At 41.7% G+C, this 21,234-nt stretch carries 20 protein-coding genes; 9 read left to right on the top strand and 11 right to left on the bottom strand.

What is annotated here, in order from left to right; translation table 11 throughout:
- Positions 1 to 385 precede the first annotated feature (385 nt).
- The 3 genes from MTF67_RS16615 to MTF67_RS16605 form a co-directional block, all read right to left on the bottom strand.
- The gene (locus MTF67_RS16615; RefSeq protein ID WP_248520143.1) at positions 386 to 1,582 is read right to left on the bottom strand and encodes a dipeptidase; all 1,197 of its coding nucleotides are present in this window, start codon (positions 1,580 to 1,582) and stop codon (positions 386 to 388) included.
- 64 nt (positions 1,583 to 1,646) lie between these two features.
- A complete protein-coding gene (locus MTF67_RS16610; RefSeq protein WP_006793737.1) occupies positions 1,647 to 1,901 on the bottom strand; it encodes a YheU family protein in 255 nt (84 codons plus the stop codon).
- Positions 1,901 to 2,890: a hydrolase gene (locus MTF67_RS16605; protein WP_039038346.1), complete on the bottom strand. Its 990-nt coding sequence runs from the start codon at positions 2,888 to 2,890 to the stop codon at positions 1,901 to 1,903. The genes MTF67_RS16610 and MTF67_RS16605 overlap by 1 nt, the downstream gene beginning before the upstream one ends.
- A 722-nt stretch (positions 2,891 to 3,612) precedes the next feature.
- Between MTF67_RS16605 and MTF67_RS16600 the strand changes: the two genes are divergently transcribed.
- The gene (locus MTF67_RS16600; protein ID WP_008126769.1) at positions 3,613 to 3,999 is read left to right on the top strand and encodes a hypothetical protein; all 387 of its coding nucleotides are present in this window, start codon (positions 3,613 to 3,615) and stop codon (positions 3,997 to 3,999) included.
- Here MTF67_RS16600 and MTF67_RS16595 read toward each other — a convergent pair.
- Both MTF67_RS16595 and MTF67_RS16590 read right to left on the bottom strand, forming a co-directional pair.
- Positions 3,996 to 4,418, bottom strand: coding sequence for a TIGR02444 family protein (locus MTF67_RS16595; protein ID WP_058430099.1), 423 nt, complete (start codon positions 4,416 to 4,418; stop codon positions 3,996 to 3,998). The two genes, MTF67_RS16600 and MTF67_RS16595, sit on opposite strands and share 4 nt — an antisense overlap.
- The gene (locus MTF67_RS16590) at positions 4,405 to 6,324 is read right to left on the bottom strand and encodes an ATP-binding cassette domain-containing protein (protein WP_248520142.1); all 1,920 of its coding nucleotides are present in this window, start codon (positions 6,322 to 6,324) and stop codon (positions 4,405 to 4,407) included. Before MTF67_RS16590 ends, MTF67_RS16595 begins: the two co-directional genes overlap by 14 nt.
- A gap of 132 nt (positions 6,325 to 6,456) precedes the next feature.
- Between MTF67_RS16590 and MTF67_RS16585 the strand changes: the two genes are divergently transcribed.
- Complete coding sequence (locus MTF67_RS16585; protein WP_010557786.1) at positions 6,457 to 6,660, top strand: YheV family putative zinc ribbon protein; 204 nt, start codon at positions 6,457 to 6,459, stop codon at positions 6,658 to 6,660.
- 30 nt (positions 6,661 to 6,690) lie between these two features.
- On the opposite strand, the gene MTF67_RS16580 is transcribed toward MTF67_RS16585, so the two are convergent.
- Together MTF67_RS16580 and MTF67_RS16575 are read right to left on the bottom strand one after the other, a co-directional pair.
- On the bottom strand, positions 6,691 to 6,906 hold the full coding sequence (locus tag MTF67_RS16580; protein WP_006793743.1) for a SlyX family protein: 216 nt from the start codon (positions 6,904 to 6,906) through the stop codon (positions 6,691 to 6,693).
- Positions 6,893 to 7,891 carry a hypothetical protein gene (locus MTF67_RS16575; RefSeq protein ID WP_008126758.1) on the bottom strand — a complete coding sequence of 333 codons (999 nt, stop codon included), beginning with the start codon at positions 7,889 to 7,891 and terminating at the stop codon, positions 6,893 to 6,895. Before MTF67_RS16575 ends, MTF67_RS16580 begins: the two co-directional genes overlap by 14 nt.
- A 216-nt stretch (positions 7,892 to 8,107) precedes the next feature.
- Between MTF67_RS16575 and fkpA the strand changes: the two genes are divergently transcribed.
- Positions 8,108 to 8,854: an FKBP-type peptidyl-prolyl cis-trans isomerase gene (gene fkpA, locus MTF67_RS16570; RefSeq protein WP_008126756.1), complete on the top strand. Its 747-nt coding sequence runs from the start codon at positions 8,108 to 8,110 to the stop codon at positions 8,852 to 8,854.
- Positions 8,855 to 8,925: 71 nt separating this feature from the next.
- Here fkpA and MTF67_RS16565 read toward each other — a convergent pair whose 3' ends face one another.
- Positions 8,926 to 9,396, bottom strand: coding sequence for an Rsd/AlgQ family anti-sigma factor (locus MTF67_RS16565; protein ID WP_006793746.1), 471 nt, complete (start codon positions 9,394 to 9,396; stop codon positions 8,926 to 8,928).
- Positions 9,397 to 9,919: 523 nt separating this feature from the next.
- Here MTF67_RS16565 and hemE point away from each other — a divergent pair.
- The gene (hemE, locus tag MTF67_RS16560) at positions 9,920 to 10,984 is read left to right on the top strand and encodes a uroporphyrinogen decarboxylase (protein ID WP_008126752.1); all 1,065 of its coding nucleotides are present in this window, start codon (positions 9,920 to 9,922) and stop codon (positions 10,982 to 10,984) included.
- Between the two features lie 73 nt (positions 10,985 to 11,057).
- Here hemE and sthA read toward each other — a convergent pair whose 3' ends face one another.
- On the bottom strand, positions 11,058 to 12,488 hold the full coding sequence (gene sthA / locus MTF67_RS16555) for a Si-specific NAD(P)(+) transhydrogenase (RefSeq protein ID WP_010557785.1): 1,431 nt from the start codon (positions 12,486 to 12,488) through the stop codon (positions 11,058 to 11,060).
- Between the two features lie 13 nt (positions 12,489 to 12,501).
- Positions 12,502 to 13,635 carry a fatty acid desaturase gene (locus tag MTF67_RS16550; protein WP_006793749.1) on the bottom strand — a complete coding sequence of 378 codons (1,134 nt, stop codon included), beginning with the start codon at positions 13,633 to 13,635 and terminating at the stop codon, positions 12,502 to 12,504.
- Positions 13,636 to 13,761: 126 nt separating this feature from the next.
- Between MTF67_RS16550 and fabR the strand changes: the two genes are divergently transcribed.
- The 5 genes from fabR (at position 13,762) to leuD (ending at position 19,469) form a co-directional block, all read left to right on the top strand.
- Positions 13,762 to 14,376 (top strand): HTH-type transcriptional repressor FabR, encoded by a 615-nt coding sequence (fabR, locus tag MTF67_RS16545; protein WP_248520140.1) that lies wholly within the window; start codon positions 13,762 to 13,764, stop codon positions 14,374 to 14,376.
- A 412-nt stretch (positions 14,377 to 14,788) separates the two neighbouring features.
- A complete protein-coding gene (leuA, locus tag MTF67_RS16540) occupies positions 14,789 to 16,342 on the top strand; it encodes a 2-isopropylmalate synthase (protein WP_010557777.1) in 1,554 nt (517 codons plus the stop codon).
- Positions 16,339 to 17,415 carry a 3-isopropylmalate dehydrogenase gene (gene leuB, locus MTF67_RS16535; protein ID WP_006793757.1) on the top strand — a complete coding sequence of 359 codons (1,077 nt, stop codon included), beginning with the start codon at positions 16,339 to 16,341 and terminating at the stop codon, positions 17,413 to 17,415. Before leuA ends, leuB begins: the two co-directional genes overlap by 4 nt.
- Positions 17,416 to 17,469: 54 nt before the next feature.
- Complete coding sequence (gene leuC / locus MTF67_RS16530; protein WP_248520138.1) at positions 17,470 to 18,870, top strand: 3-isopropylmalate dehydratase large subunit; 1,401 nt, start codon at positions 17,470 to 17,472, stop codon at positions 18,868 to 18,870.
- On the top strand, positions 18,870 to 19,469 hold the full coding sequence (gene leuD, locus MTF67_RS16525; RefSeq protein WP_039038352.1) for a 3-isopropylmalate dehydratase small subunit: 600 nt from the start codon (positions 18,870 to 18,872) through the stop codon (positions 19,467 to 19,469). Before leuC ends, leuD begins: the two co-directional genes overlap by 1 nt.
- Positions 19,470 to 19,551: 82 nt before the next feature.
- Here leuD and MTF67_RS16520 read toward each other — a convergent pair whose 3' ends face one another.
- Positions 19,552 to 21,063: a DUF3360 family protein gene (locus MTF67_RS16520; RefSeq protein WP_248520137.1), complete on the bottom strand. Its 1,512-nt coding sequence runs from the start codon at positions 21,061 to 21,063 to the stop codon at positions 19,552 to 19,554.
- Positions 21,064 to 21,234 lie beyond the last annotated feature (171 nt).

The raw sequence follows: 21,234 nt of genomic DNA, 5'->3' as shown, positions 1-21,234 counted from the left end.
GTTTTGCTATCCGTGAAGGTGGCCGTACTGTAGGTGCTGGTGTTGTAGCAACTATCGTAGAGTAATAATTAACGTTTTAGTTAATTGTTAGAAAAAGGTCACTTAGGTGGCCTTTTTTAATGCCTGCAATTTGCCTCACGTGAAGGTGACGCTCTTACCTCAGGCGTAGGTGCTTTGTAGCAACGTTCAATGAGTGATAGTTAATGTTTAACTAAATTAATACTAAAAAACTCGAGCTTAGCCTCGGGTTTTTTAATGCCTAAAGAAAAGTGTTTCGTTTTCAGCTATTAGTAGCTTGGTGTTAAATTATACTTAACACATAAAAAAGCACGACTTTAAGCCGTGCTATTAATTAAACTTTTTGATAACTGACAAATTTTACAGCTTAGTGTTTTTTGGCATATGCTTCAGCTTGCTTCCATACTCTTAGTGTATTGCCACTTAGTATTTTTTTTATGTCGCCATCGCTGTAGCCTCTATCCATAAGGCCTTGTACTAAATTTGGATAACTAGATACATCCTTCAAGCCAATCGGTAACGAATCGCCAACACCGTCGTAATCAGAGCCAATGCCAACATAATCAATGCCAATCAACTCTACAACGTGATCAATATGATCAAGCACTTGTTCAAGGCTGGCAAAAGGGTACGGATTTTTAGCGCGATAAGCCGCATCAAAATCATTACTTAACTTAGTGCCTTGTTCTTTAGCAGACTCTTTTGTACTTTTTAGTTGCTTACCCCATGCACCTGCTTTTGCTGTAACAAAGCTTGAACCAAAGTTAATTTGAATCACACCACCGTTCTTTTTAAGGGCTAATAGCATATCGTCATTCATATTACGCTCAAAACCCGGAGTGTATTTACGAAGCGATGAATGTGAGGCAATAACAGGAGTTTTAGACAATTCCATTACCTGATAAAACGCATCATCTGAGATATGCGACACATCTATTAACATACCCATATTATTCATTGCAGTGACCAGCTCTTTACCAAAGGGGCTTAAGCCTTTCCATTTACGGCGAATATCGTAAGATGAGTCAGAAATATGATTACTTTGTGAGTGTGCAAGAGTGATGTAACGTACGCCACGGTCAAAAAAGTGCTGAAGGTTTTTTAAGTCACCTTCAATAGGGGAGCCGTTTTCCATTCCCATAGCAATAGACAATTTGCCATCTTTAAATTGTTGCTCTATGTCGTTTGTAGAGCTTGCCATTGCAAATTTAGCGGGCGCACGTTGTGCAATCGCTTCCATTCCATCAATTAACTGATTAGCTAACTGATAGCTTTTGCCTTTACCTTCAAACTCTAAATGGGCAGGAATATATATCGACATAAATGGCGCGTTTAAGCCACCTTTTACTGCGCGAGGGTAATCAAAATCGCCATCCTGAGTCGCTTTAGTTACATCAGCCCACGTATCGTGAATACGGTAAGGTACATCAATGTGAGTGTCGATTAAAATAGTGTCTTTGGCAAGTTTAACCGCTTTGTCTGACGCGCTAACAGGTTGCTCTGCAAAGGCTTGGTTTGTTAAAGCTAGTGATACGGCTACCACTAGAGTGCTGAGTTTTATCATGTTTTGGCTCTTTGGGTAAAAAGCCATTGTGTACGCTCAGCTAAAAAGTTACAAGTATTACACTCTAATCATACGACGCTTGTTGGTGCTCTTCACTTTGCAGTGCTTTAAATTCACTCTTTGAGATGATAGTGACCGATTCGTGCAGCTCTGAAAAAAACACCATGGCTTCGCCGCTTTTTAATTGTTGATTTACCTGCGCAACTTTACTTCCAATACTGAACTCTTGCTCGCCATAATCAGTGCCTTCACGCAGTACATAGCTTTCTATTAAATTGTATAGTGTGTCTTTATCAAGTTGTTCAAAAGGGATAATCATTACTGCTTGTTACTCGTTTTGTTTATTATGTGTTGGCCAAAATAGCTGGGTACGGCTTTTTCTAACCAAAAAATGGGTTTAAACGGATTACTTCCGCTAATAAATCCAACGTGCCCACCTTTTTCAGAGACGCACAGGGTAACATCTTCACTCACATCTTGCTTGCTAGGCACTGCTTTAATCGACAGCATTGGGTCGTCTTTCGCATGAATGATTAAGGTAGGTACAGCAATATGTTTTAAGTAGGGCATAGCACTGGCTTGACGATAATAATCATGTGCATTCTCAAAGCCATGCAAAGGGGCTGTTATATGATTATCAAATTCTAATAAATCATTAATGTCCATTAATTCATCAGTTGTAATGGGTATTTGCTGCTTAATTTGAGGCAACTTGCGCTGCATCGATTTTTTCATACGATCGAGCAAATACTTTTGATAAATTTTACCCAAGCTTTTGCGTATTACATCACTTGATGATGATAAATCATACGGTGCTGATATAACGGCTGCTGCATTTAATGGGCATCGCTGGGCTTGCTCACCTAAATATTTTGCTAAAACATTACCACCTAACGAAAAGCCAACCGCAAATAAAGGCCTGTTTGGAAATTGTAGTTTTAAGTGATTAATAAAAAAGGCTAAGTCGTCTGTGTCACCACTGTGGTACGCACGGGGAAGACGGTTTACCTCTGTTGAGCAGTTTCTAAAGTGCATGAGTACAACGGCATACCCTTGCTTTTTTAGCGCTTTCATCATGCCTTTGGCATAGAAGCTATTAATATTGCCTTCAAGGCCATGCAATACAATGGCAAGTGGAGCGTTTTCGTTATGCGGAAGTGACCATGCAAGCTCAATAAAATCACCGTCGGGTGTATCAAGCTGTTCTAATTCGTAGCGAGTATTATGAAAAGGGCGGAAAAAACGCGGCATTATGGTTTGAACGTGACGATTGGTCATCCACCATGCGGGTTTAAACTTATGAGTCATGTTTATACTACACACTTTGCAAAAACGAAGCGTTAGTGTATCAAAAAGAATAAAAAGCGCCTAATTAATAACTAATTAGGCGCTTTGTGCGTCGTGCTTAATTTTTTAATGTTGTTCTTTCAGATCAGCGTCGTGTACTTTTTTCATGAAAAAATACACAAAAAATAGGCATAAACTAATAACGACGCCTAAAAAGCCAAATGATAAAAATAACACTGGGTCGCTAAAAAAATCTCTAAAGAATACGTCCATAATTGCCTCCTGATGTCTATGGGGTAATCATAGGTCTATTTTTGCAGCTCTGAACTGATCCAGATCAAGCTATTTTCCTGATTATTAAAAGAGTCGTAAAGAAGTTGATTTGGATCAAATAGGTTGGCTAGAGCATAGCGAAACCCAACGAGAATTAATGATAAAAAGCAGTTTCAAGGTAATGAATTACTGTAGGTCGTCATTTATGGCGATAATTTTTATTGTAAGTTTGCTGAGCTAAATCACGGCTTTGTTTTTCTCTTAAAGCGAAGCGCCTCTATGCCTCATTGTGAGTCAGTTATTTAAATAGTTTTTTGCACAAAGAGAGAATGAGAAGTAAATGAGGGGAATGCAAAATTTATTCGCAGCTAAAGCTGGTTCCTACAAGCTTAGTAGCAATAACATCTGCTTGGGCTTATAATTTTCCTTTATAGCTTTATTTTTATACCTAGTAATAATGGTGGTAGGCATTGAACATTACACGGATAGTTAAATACACTTTAGTGATTATGCTGCTGCAAATTGCCTTATCGACATTACTTAATACTGTTGTTGGTTTTGAGCGCTATGCATCATCGAGGCTTGGCGATTACATTCTTATTGCAATCATGCCTTCTAGTGTTTTATCTTTTTTACTATACGGTGTAATGGCATATCGCAGTGATAATTATGCTTGGCGATATACATTTTATGTTTACTTTTTAGGCTCTTTGCTTGGTACAGTAACTGTCTCATTGATATTGCAAGAGTTTTACTTTTTTAGTGAAACTTCCATTATAGAGTTGCCTGTTTCATTGTTAGTTATTACTTTAGCAACCCTAACAGGGTTGCAGTTGCAGCAAAAAACGAATGCTTAAAGCTCTCCAACATATAGCATTACATTAGTGGTCCTCGAATCAGGCTCTAATGTTAAAGTATTCACTTTTTCTACTAACATCTGTTGTTGTTGTTTCTCGAGCTTGAGCTCAGTACTGAGCAGCTCTTTACGAATTACAGCGTAATCTGCAATCTCGGTTTGATTTGCTTTTAGATAGGCGCGTGTAGCACGAAGGGGCTTCAATACCTGCTGGTCAAATTCACAAATTGATTGTTCAAGCTTGTTTAGCTGAGTTTGACTAACTGCTAGCTTGAGAGAGTCTAGGTAATACAGTAACAAACACAGGTTTACATTTTTACCTTGCTGGTTTTGATAATCCAACAGACGCGTTTGCATGTCACCTTTGCTATAAAGGTCACATGCAAATTGCCAAAAGTCATCGCAGTTAAGCAAGTTCATCGGCAAAGGCTTGTTCTTTTTCTTCCATTTCTTCAAGCGCCATAAGTAACTCTTCTTCAATATCGTTAAGTTTAGGCGTAAGCGTGGCTTGCTTAGCAATTAACTCTTTTAACCGGGCTTTGTTGTCATCGTTGTAGAGCTCGTTATCGCCAAGTGCAACTTCCACTTCGCTGAGCTCTGCGGCGTGTTTGTCGAGCTGCTTTTCAAGTTTCTCAATTTGCTTTTTAAGCGGTTGAATGGCTTTTCTAAATTCAGCCTCTAGGCGCTTTTGCTCTTTTCTATTAACCCCTGAGTTTGCTTTTGGCTCTTCGGCTTGCTCCGATTTAGTAGCCGCTTTATTCGCATTAAGAAGCCATTGGTAATAATCGTCAAGTTCGTAGCCAAATTGAGTTACTTCGCCGCTGTCTACAAGGTAAAACTCATCGGCGGTGTTTTTCAGCATGTGGCGGTCATGCGACACGGTAACCATAGCGCCTTCAAATCCTTGTAGAGCCATAACAAGAGCATGGCGCATTTCTAAGTCAAGGTGGTTGGTAGGCTCATCGAGTAGCAGTAAATTTGGTTTTTGATATACCAACATAGCCAGCACTAAACGGGCTTTTTCTCCACCTGAAAACGGTGCTACAGGCTCAAGCGCTTTATCGCCAATAAAGGCAAAACCGCCTAAAAAGTCACGTAGCGATTGTTCGCTAGCCTTAGGATTTAAACGTTGTAAATGTGTAATTGCGCTGGCTTTTAAGTCAAGGGATTCAAGCTGGTGCTGTGCAAAGTAGCCAATATTAAGGCCTTGGTGCTGAAATACATCTCCTGCTTGTGGTTTTAAGTCGCCGGCAAGTAATTTAATTAATGTGGATTTACCTGCGCCATTTCTACCAAGCAGTGCAATACGGCTGCCAGGTACTAAGTTCAGCTTAATACTATTTAAAATAGTTACGTCGCCATACCCGGCTTGAGCTTTGTCGAGCGTCATGAGTGGGTTTGGTAGCGCTAATGGCTCTGCAAACTCAAAATTAAATGGTGAGTCAGCATGTGCAGGGGCAAGCTTTTCCATACGTTCAAGAGCTTTAACACGGCTTTGCGCCTGTTTAGCTTTACTGGCTTTTGCTTTAAAGCGAGTAATAAACTGTTCTAGGTGGGCAATTTGCTCTTGCTGTTTTTCGAACATGGCTTGCTGTTGTAATAAACGCTCTGCTTTTTGGCGTTCGAACTGCGAGTAGTTACCTTTGTATACATTGATAAGTTGTTTATCTATGTGCCAAATTTGATCAACCACGGCATCTAAAAACTCACGGTCGTGCGATATAAGTACCAATGTGCCTGTGTAGGCACGCAAAAAGCGCTCAAGCCAATATACGGCATCTAAATCAAGGTGGTTTGTCGGCTCATCGAGCAATAGTAAATCAGCGTTTCGAATAAGTGCTTGGGCAAGGTTTAAACGCATGCGCCACCCCCCCGAAAACGCACTAACAGGGTTTTCTATTTGGTTATTAGCAAATCCTAACCCATGCAACAGCTCGCCAGCTTGCGATTCAATGCTGTAGCCTTTCATGTTTTCTAGCTGAATATGCACTTTGGCTTGAGTATCGCCATCGTTATTTTGTTCTGCTTCTCTCAGCGCAATACGCAGCGCGTAGTATTCAGGGTGTCCTTGCAATACATAATCAATGGCGCTTATTTCGAGGGCAGGGGTTTCTTGTTTAACCGAAGCAATAGACCAATCTTTAGGAATACTGCAATTACCAGCATCAAGTTGCAATTCAGATTTTAGTAAACCAAATAAGGTTGATTTTCCACAGCCATTGGCGCCCACAAGGCCTACTTTGTGCTCTGGAAATAACGTAGCTGATGCATTTTTTAATAAGGCTGTTCCGCCACGAAGGAGTTCTATTTCTGATATTTGGATCATGAATGCGTTACTTTACTGTACCCTTGTTAAGTTGGCGCTATCATACCATAGAACTTAATGCGCTTATCAAGCGTATCAACAAGTGATGTTATACGATAAAATAGTTGTAGTTCAAACCACAGGAAAAATGTTGTGAGACAAAAGAAGCGATTTATTGCTGGTGCATCGTGCCCTGACTGCAAAGCCATGGATACAATGATGCTTTACAGAGAACATGATGTTGAAAAAGTAGAGTGTGTTGAGTGTGGGCATAAAATGTCACAACCAGAGAACGCTGTTCAGGCATCTACTCGCCAATTTGAGCAAGTAATTGGTGTTTTTAAACCGGGCGACTAACCCGGTTTTTATTGCCTAAGTACACACCTTTTAGTAATGCGGAGGCGGTGGCTCTGGCATATTAGACATCATAGAAGGCGAGGTTTGCGCTTCTTTAATTTTTTCTGCCAGCAGTTCTGTTTGGCGTTTCATTTTAGCTAGCATTTGCTGGTGCACTTTGATCTCATCGTTTAAGATTTCAATCGTTTCATCTTGAAAAGCCACTTTGGCTTCAAGTTCCATTACGCGGTGTTCAATTGTGTTCATTAGTGTCTCGTATAATAAATCGCTCTGCGATACCGCTGGAGCTTTCGGTTAACAACGACTTATCGTTATCTATAAATGCCACATCAAGCACAACGGCCGATTTTGGTTTACTGCCTTCTCGCGGCGTAACTTGCCACGTTTGAATTTTTTCACCGCTTGATATTTGCCATAAATCAACTCGCTTATTTGGCGAACCCGTTGCCAGCAATGTGCCTTGCTCGTTAAAGCGCACGGCGGTAAAAATTTTCTGACGCGCAATATACGCCAGTTTACTCACAAGATCACCTGTAGTCAGTTTCCATACATGTGCTTGTGCCATACTGTCGGCGGTAAATGCAAAGCGACCTTGTGGATCAAGGGTTACTTGAGTAACACGAGTTGGGTGGCTAAAGCGATGAATAACTTGGCCTGTATTGGTATCCCAAAAATAGGCAACATAGTCGTTAGATCCGCTTAAGGCGTAGCGCCCATTAGGCGCCAAATCAACGGTGTTAACTTTATCTTGATGGCCTAAAAACTCAATGCGACGTCCGGTTTCAAGGTTTAAAAATACAACCACGCCATCGCTGCGGCCATATAATACACTACGACCTTGGTTACTAATGGCAATATCTCGAATCGTGGCTTTTTGTATTTTGTAATAGCCTTTGTTTTCGCCAGTGCTGATATCCCACACTGCGAAAGTTGTTTTTTCTGCGGTAACCGCCACGCTGTTATCAAAGGCAATGGCAAGGCTGTAAACTAAGTTGTCTTGAGATTGCTGCTGAAACCATTGGTATTTTAAAACGTGCTGTTGATTATCCCACAGCGCGACCCCATGGTTGATAGAAGAGATTAAACTGTACTTTCCATCGTGAGAGAGAGCTGACGAAAATGCACCTTGTGCGGTATGCTCAAAGCTTTCTACCGATTGATTTTTTTTATCGGTACAGGCAATGGCTAAAAAACAGCTAAAAACGATTAAAAAAGTACGAAATATCGACATCTTACAGGTATTTCCTCTTAACTCTTAGTGACTGAGAGGTTAGACTAGGTGCGTTAAATGCCTAGGTTGTTTGTCTAATCACTGGATATATATTTCTAAGTTTAGCTAACAATACAGACTTTAGTTATTAAACAAACAGCCTACCATGTAGGGCGTTAATCTTTAACTAGTAATATTACAATAAATGACAACTGCAAAGTATGTCGGAGATTTAAAATGAAAAAGACGATTAGATTGTCATTGATTGCAGCGTCGGTTTTAGCGCTTACAGCTTGTAATCAAGAAGCAAAAAAAGAGCAAGCTGAAGTAACATTAGACACTGTAGAGCAACAACAAGCATACGGTATTGGTGCTTCTGTAGGTAACTTTTTAAATAAAGACCTAGCAGACAAATCTGAAATTGGCATTGAGCTAGACCAAGCGCTATTAATTCGTGGTTTTGAAGATGCACTTGCTGGCAATGCAAAAATTGACGAAGAAAAAATTCGTGAAGTGTTAACCGCTTTAGATACCTCAGTACGCACTAAGCAAGAAGAAAAAGCGAAAGTTGAGTCTGAAAAAAGCAAAGCGGCAGGTGTTCAATACCTAGCTGATAACGCTAAAAAAGAAGGCGTAACAGTAACTGAGTCTGGTCTACAATACGAAGTATTAAGCGAAGGCGAAGGCGAAAAGCCAGCAGCAACAGACGTTGTTAAAGTACATTACAAAGGTACTTTATTAGACGGCACTGAGTTTGATAGCTCATACGCACGTAACGAACCAACTACATTCCCACTTAATCGCGTAATTGCTGGTTGGACGGAAGGTTTACAACTTATGCCTGTAGGGTCTAAGTACAAGTTTACTATTCCTTCAGAGCTTGCTTACGGCGATCGTGACCTTGGTAAAATTCCAGCTAATTCAACACTTGTTTTTGAAGTTGAATTACTAGAAATTCAAAATGCAGAAGCACCTGCAGAATAAGCCAAGCTTAAAACGTAAAAAGGGACCTTAGGGTCCCTTTTTTAATTCGTGTAACTTAATTAAATCTTAATTTAATCAGTATGATTAGAAAACAGGTTATCAATCAGTTCATCTTCAAGCTCAAAACGAAGCTCTAATGACTCACCAATAACTGAAAGGTCGTTATCAAACCCTTCTAATAAGTCTTCTTTATTTACTTCAGCGTACTTGTCATTGAAATCAAGTGCGACATCGGTGGTGCCTGAAATACGCGGATAAATTGAGTTTGCAAGCTTTTGGCTCTCTAAGCCCTTTTTTTCACAGGCTTTAGCAATATCATCGTACACTTCAAAATGCCCTGCAGAGAGGTAATCCATAAGCAGTTGGCAAAAAGACTGTATTTGTTCAGGCTCTGGTAGCGCGTGATCTTTTTTATCATAAGGCGCAAACCCTGCAATCTTGCAATACAGTACAATAAGTTCTTGGCGTTCATTAAGCCAGTTATCGATTACTGTATGGCTACCACCCCATTTCTGTTGAGCTTTTTCTACACGCGTCAGCATAACTGTTCTCCTAAGCTGGGTTGGTTTTTAGTTACATTCGTTTTTATGTACATCAAGATATATTTAATTTGCGTGTATATCAACAAGTAATGCAGATGTTGTAAAAGTGCAGAAGAATTATTTATTGAAAGGCTAAATATTTTATTGCAGACAAGAAAAAACCACCGGTTAAGGTGGTCTAATTTCTTCAAGTGGCTTGTTATAACAAGCTTTCTTATTTTTATTAAATGATTTTTATTGTTATTATTTAAAACTTTTTATTTTTATTGTTTTAATAATTTATTATTGTTTTTGTTAACGCGGGAAAGACAATACCAAGGTTTTTGTTATGTTGCAAACATATTAACAAAAAGTTTTAAATGTTAGTATTTTTTGCCTAATTTATAATCAAAACGGATTAAAACCGTCAATATTATTGATCTGCTTCTATGTAAGGGCGTTTTCGTCTTTAAGAAATAGAGAGGCGATGAATATGGTGGTACAATCTTGCACAATTTCTATAAGCATTAGGATCATTTACGCCATGAGCGAATTAAAAAACGACCGTTATTTACGTGCACTTGCAAAACAACCCGTTGATGTAACGCCTGTATGGATGATGCGTCAAGCTGGACGTTATTTACCAGAGTACCGTGCTACACGTGCGCAAGCGGGCGATTTTATGAGCCTGTGCCGTAATGCTGAGCTTGCTTGTGAGGTAACACTTCAGCCACTGCGTCGTTACCCATTAGACGCGGCCATTTTGTTCAGCGATATTTTAACGATTCCTGATGCAATGGGTTTAGGTTTGTACTTCGAAACAGGTGAAGGCCCTAAGTTTGAACGTCCTATATCGTCGCTTGCAGATGTTAAAAAAATACCTAAGCTCGATCCAACTGACGAGCTTGGTTATGTAATGAATGCAGTAAGTACTATCCGCCGTGAACTTAAAGGCGAAGTACCACTTATTGGCTTTTCTGGTTCACCATGGACACTTGCTACATACATGGTTGAAGGCGGTAGCAGCAAAGTATTTGGTAAAATTAAAAAAATGGCGTTTGCAGAGCCGCAAACACTTCATTTATTACTAGATAAACTTGCTGATTCAGTAATCGACTACTTAAACGCACAAGTAAAAGCCGGCGCGCAGTCGTTAATGGTATTTGATTCGTGGGGCGGTGTATTAAGCCCGCGCGACTACAACGAGTTTTCACTGCAATACATGCACAAAATTGTTGATGGCCTGATTCGTGAGTACGATGGTCGCAAAGTGCCTGTAACGTTATTTACTAAAAATGGTGGCCAGTGGATAGAAGCCATTGCAGCCACAGGTTGTGATGCAGTAGGCCTAGATTGGACCATTAATATTGGCGATGCTAAACGCCGCGTAGGCGATAAAGTGGCCTTGCAAGGTAACATGGACCCGTCAATGCTACATGGTACGCCAGATCGTATACGCCAAGAAGTAGGCACTATTTTAGAAGACTTTGGTACAGGCAATGGCCATGTGTTTAACTTAGGTCACGGCATCACGCCGGATGTTGACCCAGAAAATGCCGGTGTATTTATTAATGCCGTGCACGAGCTTAGCGGCCAGTACCACAAATAATTAATGTGTTTTATGCATTAATACTAAAAAGCCCGCTTAACAGCGGGCTTTTTGTTTATACGCTTTAAAGTGCTTACTTAAACAAGCGATTTAAACCATTTAATGCTGCAACCCGATAGGCTTCTGCCATGGTTGGGTAGTTAAATGTGGTATTAACGAAGTAGTCGATATTATTGCCACCATTTTTTTGCTCCATAATGGCTTGGCCAATGTGAACAATTTCAGAGGCACGTTCGCCAAAGCAATGTACCCCAAGTACTTCTTTGGTTTCGGTGTGGAACAATATTTTCAAACTACCTACTTCAGTACCTGCAATCTGCGCGCGTGCAAGGTGTTTAAACTGAGCACGGCCTACTTCGTAAGGTACTTTAGCAGCGGTTAGTTCTTGCTCTGTTTTCCCCACTGAGCTCATTTCTGGAATGGTATAAATACCCGCTGGGATATCAATAATTAACTTATCATCACAGTTACCACAGGCTATTGCATCAGCTGCAATACGGCCTTGGTCAAACGCAGCACTAGCTAGGCTTGGGTAGCCAATTACATCGCCTACCGCATAAACGTTTTCAACCTCAGTTTGGTAGGTTTCGTTTACTTTTATTTGCCCACGGCCGTCGGCTTTTAAGCCAATGGCTTCAAGGTTTAGTGTGTCAGTGTTACCTGTGCGGCCATTCGCAAATAAAATACAGTCAGCTTTCACACGCTTGCCCGATTTTAAATGCATAACAACGCAATCGTCGCGCGTTTCTACACGGTCAAACTCTTCGTTATGACGAATAACAATGCCGCTATTCCAAAAGTGGTAGCTAAGTGCATCAGATATTTCAGCATCCATAAAGGCAAGTAAACGGTCGCGAGTATTCACTAAATCAACTTTAGCGCCTAAACCTTTAAAAATAGAAGCATACTCACAGCCAATAACCCCTGCGCCGTATATAAGTACGCGCTGAGGGTCGTGCTCAAGGCCTAAAATAGTATCGCTCTCGTAAATACGAGAATGGCTAAAATCAACTTCAGGTGGGCGGTAAGGGCGAGAGCCCGTAGCAATAACAATTGTTTTTGCAGTAATACGCTCGGTTGAACCGTCAAGACGTTTTACTTCAACCGTGTGTTTATCAACAAAGCTCGCATCACCTTGAAACATATGAATACGATTACGATCGTAAAAGCTGCTACGTAAATTAGACTGCTTAGAAATAACCGAACTTGCGTGACGTAAAATATCAGGAAATGTTAAACGACTCGGGCGTTCACCAATATTAAACAACGGGTTGGCTTTGTATTCAATGTAGCGGCTAACCGAGTGACGCAATGCCTTAGAAGGGATTGTTCCCCAATGTACACAACCGCCGCCGACTGTTTCTTGGCGCTCTATAACCGCTACTTTTTTGTTGTTTTTCGAAAGGTTCATGGCGGTGCCTTCACCGCCAGGGCCCGTACCAATAATTATTGCGTCATATTGGAAACTTACGGGTGCTTTTTTCTGTTCTGGTTGTTTGGCCACAGCCACTCCTAAATTAATTAAAAGAGGCTTTTAATAACCTCGCATTAAGTGCTAGCCATGCCTGTTTTTGATTTTCCCAGGCGGCTTCCAGCTCGTGATATTGTGCCATTAAAGCTGAACGTTCACACTGCTTTGCCATATTATTTTTTTTAACTTCTAAAACTTGTTTTTGAAGTGAACAATAAGTCTGCAGTTTTTTCAGCAATAAATCGTATTCTTGTTGTAATAATGTAAGCCTATCTTGCGCTAAAGGCAATTTTGCAAGGCGTGTTTGCGTTTTGCTCATAAGCGTATCGGCTTTAGCTTTTTCTATGCGCTCAACAGGGGTACGCTTTAATTTACTGGCTAAACCAACAGCAGCTAAAGAGCGAATCATCCATTTAGTGGGGTCATAATGAAACCACTTAATCCCATTACGGTAATCACTTGCAAAAATATGATGAAAGTTATGGTAACCCTCGCCATAAGTAAATAACGCTAAAAAGCCATTATCGCGCGCGGTATTTTTTTCAGTGTATGGGCGCGAACCCCATATGTGAGCCACCGAGTTAATAAAAAAGGTAAAGTGTTGGCTTAATACTAAACGCAGTAAACCCGCTAAAATAAGCATACCCCACACGTCGCCCACCAATAAACCAAGTACCAATGGTAGGCCAACATTCATCGCAATAACTAGTTTTAGGTAGTGCTTGTGTTGCCACATAACGATTTTATTACGCTGTAAATCACGACAATTACTGTAATCACCGTAGCTATCGCCTTGGTAGTCACGTAACATCCAGCCAATGTGGCTGTACCAAAAGCCATTGGTTGCGGCGTAAGGGTCTTTTATTGGGTCGTCAACTTGGCCATGGTGTATACGGTGATCGCTACTCCAGTGCAGAGCGCTGTTTTGCAACGCAAACGCACCGCCAAGGGCAAAAATAAATTCAACAGCAGGATGAGCATTATACGTTTTATGTGCCCATAAACGGTGGTAACCGGCTGTGATAGATAGGCCCGCAAAAAACATACAGGCTACAAAAGCAATCCAATGTGCGCTGGTAAATCCGTAGCTAATGCCATACCAAGGAACAAGTGTGATAGCCGCTAAAAAGGTAAGGCTAAAAAATAGGACGTTTGTCCAAATAATCGGTGGTTTATTCATCATTCTCAATCTCAGCGTACAACTGTAAGCTAAAATAGTATTTCAAACTCTCGCCGTCAAGTATTAGACTGGGGAATTGAGCTATTATCACTAAATATTAATATAAAATTATTCAGGGAGTTGTTGATGTCGGGTGTTAGAGCGCAACAGAAACAAAAAACACGACAAGCCTTAATTCAGGCGGCATTTAATCAGCTAAGTGCAGAACACAGCTTTTCGAATTTAAGTTTACGCGAAGTAGCCCGCGAAGCCGGCATTGCGCCCACCTCGTTTTATCGCCATTTTAAAGACATGAACGAGCTAGGTTTAACCATGGTAGACGAAGCCGGTTTAACCCTTCGCCAGCTAATGCGCCAAGCCCGAAGACGCATAGCAAACGACGGTGGCAGTGTAATCAACACCTCGGTTGTTACGTTTATGGAATTTATAGACAGCTCAAGCAACCAATTTAGGTTATTACTGCGTGAGCGCTCTGGCACATCTAAGGCATTTAGAGCCGCAGTCGCACGCGAAATCAAACACTTTATTTTAGAGCTTGCCCACTATTTAGAAAGCGAAACCAAGTGCGACGCCATGCACGCCTACATTCAATCAGAAGCCATGGTAACACTGGTGTTTAATGCCGGCGCAGAGGCGCTAGATATAGAAGGCCAACAACTTGACGAACTTGTTGAGCGTGTTATTTGGCAGCTGCGTTACATAACGCGTGGTGCAACCCATTATGTAAGAGAAACAAATTAAGTAACTTAGCCTAAAAAATAGTAAAAAGTTAATATAAGCAGAGCAGCTTGTTGAGATTATAAATTTAAGCGTGACTTAGCTTTTTTTTGATTTTAAAATCCCTTTTTCAGTATTTTTTTGAATAATAAAATCTAAAATTGTATGGTGCGAAGTTGTTTTGTGAAATTTTTATGCTTGCTTCGATCTCTCTGTAATGTTAAAAATAGGCCTCACTGAACACACACACAAGAAACAAGATGCAAAATATTCGTTTAATTACACTAAAACTTAACCTCTTACTGCTATGGCAAGTAAGCGGGGATTAGTGTGTTTGCATTGAGTTGAACATTAAAAACCCCGCAATTGCGGGGTTTTTTTTATCTCGCGGCTGGGATAAATTGAAATTTGGGTAACATAGGAATGAGGGGCAGTTATGCAAGACAAAGATAAAGTATGGATTTTTGATACCACTTTACGTGATGGCGAGCAGGCACTTAAGGCAAGCCTTACTGAAGATGATAAAATTCAGTTAGCGCATACTATTAGCCGTTTGAATGTTGATGTGATGGAAGTGGGTTTTCCGGTATCCAGCCCTGCTGACTTTCGCTCGGTGCAACGAATTGCAACTGAAGTAAAAGGTCCAATTATTTGTGGGTTAGCACGTTCAGTAGCAAAAGATATTGAAGCCTGTGGTGAGGCACTTCGCACAGCACAGCAAAGCCGTATTCATACTTTTATTGCCACAAGCCCTTTGCACCTTGAACATAAATTACGTATGAGCCTAGATGACGCTACGGCCATGGCGGTTAAATCAATTAAATTAGCGCGCAACTACACAGACGATGTGGAGTTTTCGTGTGAAGATGCAGGGCGCACGCCGCACTGGGATTTATGTAAAATTGTTGAGCAGGCCATTAACGCAGGTGCCTCTACTATTAATTTACCCGACACCGTTGGCTTTGTAACGCCAGATGAATACGCCGCAATGATCCGCCATTTAATGAATAATGTGCCGAACATAGATAAAGCGCGTTTAAGCGTGCATTGTCATAATGATTTAGGTTTAGCTGTTGCTAACTCGGTCGCTGCGGTACAAGCCGGTGCTCGCCAAATTGAATGTACAATAAATGGTATTGGTGAGCGTGCGGGTAACTGCTCGCTTGAAGAAGTGGCGATGATCATGAAAATGCGCAAAGACCACTTAAAAGTTCACACCGATATTAAAAGCGAAGAAATTTATCGCGCATCTCGCCAAGTGGCAAAAATTTGTAATATGCCAGTGCAGCCAAATAAAGCCATTGTGGGCGAAAACGCCTTTGCACATAGCTCGGGCATTCACCAAGATGGCGTATTAAAAGCACAAAATACGTACGAAATAATGTCGCCAGAAAGCGTAGGCGTACCAAACAACCAATTAAATATGACTTCGCGTTCGGGCCGTCATGTTATTGAGCATCGCTTAGAAGAGTTAGGGTATCAAAAAGCGGACTACGATATGGACAGCCTATACGAAAGCTTTTTAGCGTTAGCTGATCAAAAAGGCACGGTGTACGACTACGACCTTGAAGCCATGATTTACCTAAATCAAATTAACGACAAAGATGAAAAATACCAGTTAGAGTTTGTTAACTCAGCGTCTAACTCGCAATCGGTAGCCAGCTCTACTATTGGTATGGTGATTGATGGCGAAGTTAAACAAGAAGCCGCAACAGGTAATGGCCCAGTAGAGGCGTCGTTTGCAGCTATTGAGCGCTTAACCGGTATGAGCGTTGAAATGATTGAATACAACTTAGAAGCGACAGGCCAAGGCGCAAGCTCGCTAGGCCAAGTAAACATTATTGCTAAATACGATGGTCGCCCTTATCACGGTGCGGGTATTGCTGCGGATGTGGTAGAAGCGTCGGTACGCGCCATGATCCGTGTTTACAACTTAATTTATCGTGCACAAAAAGTGTCTGATTTAAAACAACAAAGGAAAGCAGGATGAGTAAAACAAACTACAGCGTTGCCGTATTAGCAGGCGACGGTATTGGCCCAGAAGTAATGGCAGCAGCAGAGCAAGTACTTGATGCTGTGAGCAATAAGTTTGGTTTTACTCTAAACCGCGAGCATCATGCTATTGGTGGTGCAGCCATTGATGAATTTGGTGAAGCATTACCACCAAAAACACTGAGCGCATGCGAAAACGCTGATGCTATTTTATTTGGCTCAGTAGGTGGCCCTAAGTGGGAAAACCTTCCACCAAATGAGCAGCCTGAGCGTGCATCGCTTTTACCGCTTCGTAAGCACTTTGGTTTGTTTTGTAACTTACGCCCAGCACAGCTTTTACCGGCGCTTAGCGCAGCATCGCCATTACGTGCCGATATTAGCGAAAAAGGCTTTGATATTTTATGTGTACGCGAGCTTACCGGCGGCATTTACTTTGGTGAAAAAGGGCGAGGTGGCGAAGGCGAAGAGGAGTTTGCCTTTGATACGCAAAACTACTCGCGTAAAGAAATCGAACGCATTGCCCGCTTTGCTTTTGAAGCAGCAAAATTACGTAGTAACCATGTTACCTCGGTAGATAAAGCCAACGTACTTGCATCAAGCGTATTATGGCGCGAAGTAGTCACCGAAGTAAGTAAAGACTACCCAGAAGTCAGCCTAGATTATATATACGTAGATAACGCAGCTATGCAGTTAGTTAAACAGCCTAGCCAGTTTGACGTGCTACTTTGCGATAACTTGTTTGGTGATATTTTGTCAGATGAGTGTGCGATGATCACAGGCTCAATGGGCTTATTACCATCGGCAAGCTTAAATCAATCGGGCTTTGGTTTGTACGAACCTGCTGGTGGCTCCGCGCCAGATATTGCAGGTAAAGGCGTTGCAAACCCAATAGCACAAATTTTAAGTGCCGCACTGATGCTACGTTACTCATTAGGGCAAGACGAAGCAGCACGCACCATTGAAAAAGCCGTAGCCGAAGCCGTAGAAGCAGGCGTTGGCACGCCAGATATCTACCCACAAGGTGGATACAGCACAAGCGATGTGGCAGCTGCCATCGTTTCACGTATTTAATATATAAATCGCAGCACCGTTATGCTGCGACTTAACAAAGTAGGGAATTAGCAAGTGGCCCAAACGTTATACGACAAAATTTGGCAAGCACACACCGTTGCCAGCATAAACGAGCAAACTGATTTACTTTATATTGACCGCCATTTAGTACACGAGGTGACATCACCACAGGCTTTTGCAGGCTTACGTGAAAAAAACCGTAAGGTGCGTTGCCCAGAAAAAACCTTTGCAACGATGGATCATAATGTATCGACTAAAAGCCGATCACTTGATGCCGCAAGCGAAGTCTCTAAAAACCAGTTAATGGCGCTAGATGCGAACTGTAAAGAGTTTGGCATTGTACTTTACGATTTAAACTCAATTAACCAAGGTATTGTGCATGTAATGGGCCCAGAGCAAGGTATTACGCTGCCAGGCACTACCATTGTATGTGGTGATAGCCATACTTCTACGCATGGTGCGTTTGGCGCATTAGCACATGGTATTGGTACCTCTGAGGTTGAGCATGTATTAGCAACGCAAACGCTACAGCAAAAAAAGGCAAAATCGTTAAAAATTCAAATTAACGGTGTGCTTCGCCCAACGGTAACTTCTAAAGATTTAATTATGGCGGTTATAGGCAAGTTAGGTACCGCTGGTGGCACAGGTTATGTTGCTGAATTTTGCGGTGAAGGCATTGAAGCACTTTCAATGGAAGCCCGTATGACGCTATGTAACATGAGCATAGAAATGGGTGCTAAAGCGGGTTTAATAGCACCAGATAAAATTACGTATGATTACTTAAAAGGTCGTCCGTTTGCACCAAAAGGCGCTGACTTTGACGCAGCAGTTGAATATTGGGAAACATTAAAAACAGATGAAGGTGCACACTTTGATTTAGTTGTTGAGCTTGAAGCTGACGACATTCAGCCACAAATTACCTGGGGTACAAGCCCAGAGCAAGTAATTGGTGTTGATGAATGCATACCAGATCCAGACCAAGAGCCAGATTTAATTAAAGCCGACGCTATTCGCAGCGCACTTAGATACATGGATTTAAAAGCGGGCGATAAATTATCAAGCGCGAAAGTAGATACAGTCTTTATTGGCTCATGTACAAATAGCCGTATTGAAGATTTACGTGCCGCGGCAAAAATTGTTGAAGGCAAGCAAGTAGTAGCTGGCATAGAGGCATTAATTGTACCGGGCTCTGGTCTTGTTAAAAAGCAAGCCGAAGACGAAGGCTTAGCCGATATTTTTAAAGCGGCAGGTTTTGAGTGGCGCGAGCCGGGCTGTTCAATGTGTTTAGCAATGAACGACGACCGCTTAGAGGCGGGCAAACGCTGTGCATCTACGTCTAACCGTAACTTTGAAGGTCGCCAAGGTCGTGGCGGACGTACACATTTAGTAAGCCCTGCAATGGCGGCAGCCGCTGCAATACATGGTCACTTTGTTGATATAAGAGGAGAAGCCTAATGAGCGTATTTTTTAGTGGCTTAATGGCCCCACTTGATAAAAACAATGTAGATACAGACCAAATTATTCCTAAGCAGTTTTTAACATCAACTAGCCGTGATGGTTTTGATGCAGCACTGTTTTACGATTGGCGTTACCTAGAAAACGGCGAACCAAATCCTGATTTTATTTTAAACCGCCCATGCTACCAAGGTGCGCAAATATTATTAACGCGTGACAACTTTGGTTGTGGCTCATCACGTGAGCATGCACCGTGGGCGCTTAAGCAATATGGTTTTGAAGTAATTTTAGCGGAAAGCTTTGCCGATATTTTCTTTAATAACTGTGGCAACAACCAAATGCTAGCCATTGCGCTTCCGGCTGATACGCTTGAGCAATTGTTTGTACTTAGTGAGCAACACGACGATATAAACATTCAAATCGATCTTGAAAACCAAACACTATCAAGCGATAAGTTTGCGCCAATTAGTTTTGATATTCGTAAAGACGTAAAAGAGCGTTTATTAAGTGGCTTAGATTTTATAGGTGTGACCGAAACGCTAAATCCACAAATTGATGCGTTTGAAAAACAACTTGCTGCTGAGCGCCCTTGGCAGTAACAAAAAGCAATTAATTACATATGAAAACAAAGCGCGGCTGAGTATATAAGCCGCGCTTTTTTATGTTTAAGTTTTCTAATTATTAATGTCTAAAATCTGCCATTAGCGCGGGTATGCCTGGCAGCATACCAACAATAGCCATTACCGTAGTTAAAACTACAAACATAATGAGCGGGATAACCCAGCGGCTCATTTTAGTTAAGTTAGCACTGCGTTCTTTACAGCCAATTAAGCCTAAGTTATCAAGCAGCATAGTCAGTGACCAACCAAAAGCAGGGTTAACCAAGCTAGAGGCAAATACCACAATAGCGGCCGACTGCGTTGTTTTACCTTCGCGTGTCATTTCCATACCCGCCTCTAGCAGCGGAATAAATACACCTACAATAAGCGCAACGCAAAGCACGGGTTGCCAAATTGCTAAATCCATTGGGTAGCCCCATAAACCCGCAACAATACAAAATACGGCTGTTAAAATGGCGCCTGCCGGAATAGGGCGTTTAGCAATAGCGGCAGGGACAATGTAAGTCCCCCACGATGAGGTAAAGTTAGCACCACCGGCTAGCGAGCCAAAGGTTTGTCTAATCGATGCGCTTAGCATGGTGTCGTCTATGTTCATTTGTACTTTTTCAGTACGTTGCGGGTAACTAATTTTTTGAAATACTTGATGCCCTAAAAAATCCGGTGACCACATAGCCACAGCTAATACCGCAAACGGCAGCACAACCACAAAGCTTTCAAGCGTAGGTAAGCCCAGCATCCAACCTGTGTTTTCGCCCCACCAATAAGCTGGGTTCATATTTGGTAAGCCCGGTGCGGTATTAAATTCAAACGGCGCATCGAGTGCAAATGCAACCACACCGCCAATAAGGCAGCTAAGCGGCACAGCTAACCAGCGCTTTTTAAAGTGCTCAAGTAACGCATACAATAAAATGGTCGCCAAAATAACAATAAACGCAATGTGCGCCATATCAATGGCCTCAGCCCATGCAAACAGTTTTTTAACCTGCGAAATTGTGCCAATAAAGCCTAAATATATAAGTAAGCCCCCGCACACGCCTTTACTCGTTAAGCGTGCCAGCAAGCTCCCTCCTTTGGTTATGGCTAAAATAAAGCCAAAGGCACCAATCAGTAAGCCAAACGCCATAGGATGGCCGCCAGCGGCAACCACAATAGGAATAAGTGGAATAAGTGGGCCATGAGTACCCGCTAAGTTAGCGGTAGGTAAAATAAAGCCCGAAAACAAAATAATAAAAATAGAAACAATCAGTAATTCATAGCGTACGTTCTCTAAAACAAACGCATCACTTAAACCTAGTGGCGCTGCAAAAGTAGCGGCAATAGCCCCCACCATAACTACTTTACCAATGGTGCCCGCCATAGCTGGAATCGTGTCTTCAAATTCAAAGCGGTAGTCTCTAAATGGTAAATTAGGCCGCCAGCGCTTAGGCTGCATAATTTGCAGCTCGTGCTCTAAATATTCGTCACGGGTATTAAACTCTGAACTTGGTTTATACTTATTTTGATAGCTGTTGGCATCATCTACGTGCGATGCGCTTGTTTTTTCTGGCTCGTTACCCTTTGGGGTTACTGACATAGTCCCTCCTGTTACTCGTTGCTTATTTATTAATACGGCTTTTGTTAAAGCAAATGAATAGTAAAGGAGCAGGGTAGAACAGCTTTTACTCAGGAATGTATAGGCAAAAGGTCGTGTATGGCTTTATTTAACGCTAAACCTGCGAGTTGGTAGTTTTATTTATAAAATGAA

Source organism: Pseudoalteromonas sp. 2CM32C (assembly GCF_023161925.1).
Taxonomy (GTDB): Bacteria; Pseudomonadota; Gammaproteobacteria; order Enterobacterales; family Alteromonadaceae; genus Pseudoalteromonas; species Pseudoalteromonas marina.
Note: the sequence above shows the minus strand (reverse complement) of the source record. Positions and strands in the feature narration are given on the sequence as shown.

Excerpts from the sequence above, each read along its gene's own strand:
- MTF67_RS16615 (WP_248520143.1), bottom strand. The coding sequence starts at position 1,582 with ATGATAAAACTCAGCACTCTAGTGGTAGCCGTATCACTAGCTTTAACA.
- MTF67_RS16610 (WP_006793737.1), bottom strand. The coding sequence starts at position 1,901 with ATGATTATCCCTTTTGAACAACTTGATAAAGACACACTATACAATTTA.
- MTF67_RS16605 (WP_039038346.1), bottom strand. The coding sequence starts at position 2,890 with ATGACTCATAAGTTTAAACCCGCATGGTGGATGACCAATCGTCACGTT.
- MTF67_RS16595 (WP_058430099.1), bottom strand. The coding sequence starts at position 4,418 with ATGAACTTGCTTAACTGCGATGACTTTTGGCAATTTGCATGTGACCTT.
- MTF67_RS16590 (WP_248520142.1), bottom strand. The coding sequence starts at position 6,324 with ATGATCCAAATATCAGAAATAGAACTCCTTCGTGGCGGAACAGCCTTA.
- MTF67_RS16580 (WP_006793743.1), bottom strand. The coding sequence starts at position 6,906 with ATGAACACAATTGAACACCGCGTAATGGAACTTGAAGCCAAAGTGGCT.
- MTF67_RS16575 (WP_008126758.1), bottom strand. The coding sequence starts at position 7,891 with ATGTCGATATTTCGTACTTTTTTAATCGTTTTTAGCTGTTTTTTAGCC.
- fkpA (WP_008126756.1), top strand. The coding sequence starts at position 8,108 with ATGAAAAAGACGATTAGATTGTCATTGATTGCAGCGTCGGTTTTAGCG.
- MTF67_RS16565 (WP_006793746.1), bottom strand. The coding sequence starts at position 9,396 with ATGCTGACGCGTGTAGAAAAAGCTCAACAGAAATGGGGTGGTAGCCAT.
- hemE (WP_008126752.1), top strand. The coding sequence starts at position 9,920 with ATGAGCGAATTAAAAAACGACCGTTATTTACGTGCACTTGCAAAACAA.
- MTF67_RS16550 (WP_006793749.1), bottom strand. The coding sequence starts at position 13,635 with ATGAATAAACCACCGATTATTTGGACAAACGTCCTATTTTTTAGCCTT.
- fabR (WP_248520140.1), top strand. The coding sequence starts at position 13,762 with ATGTCGGGTGTTAGAGCGCAACAGAAACAAAAAACACGACAAGCCTTA.
- leuA (WP_010557777.1), top strand. The coding sequence starts at position 14,789 with ATGCAAGACAAAGATAAAGTATGGATTTTTGATACCACTTTACGTGAT.
- leuB (WP_006793757.1), top strand. The coding sequence starts at position 16,339 with ATGAGTAAAACAAACTACAGCGTTGCCGTATTAGCAGGCGACGGTATT.
- leuD (WP_039038352.1), top strand. The coding sequence starts at position 18,870 with ATGAGCGTATTTTTTAGTGGCTTAATGGCCCCACTTGATAAAAACAAT.
- MTF67_RS16520 (WP_248520137.1), bottom strand. The coding sequence starts at position 21,063 with ATGTCAGTAACCCCAAAGGGTAACGAGCCAGAAAAAACAAGCGCATCG.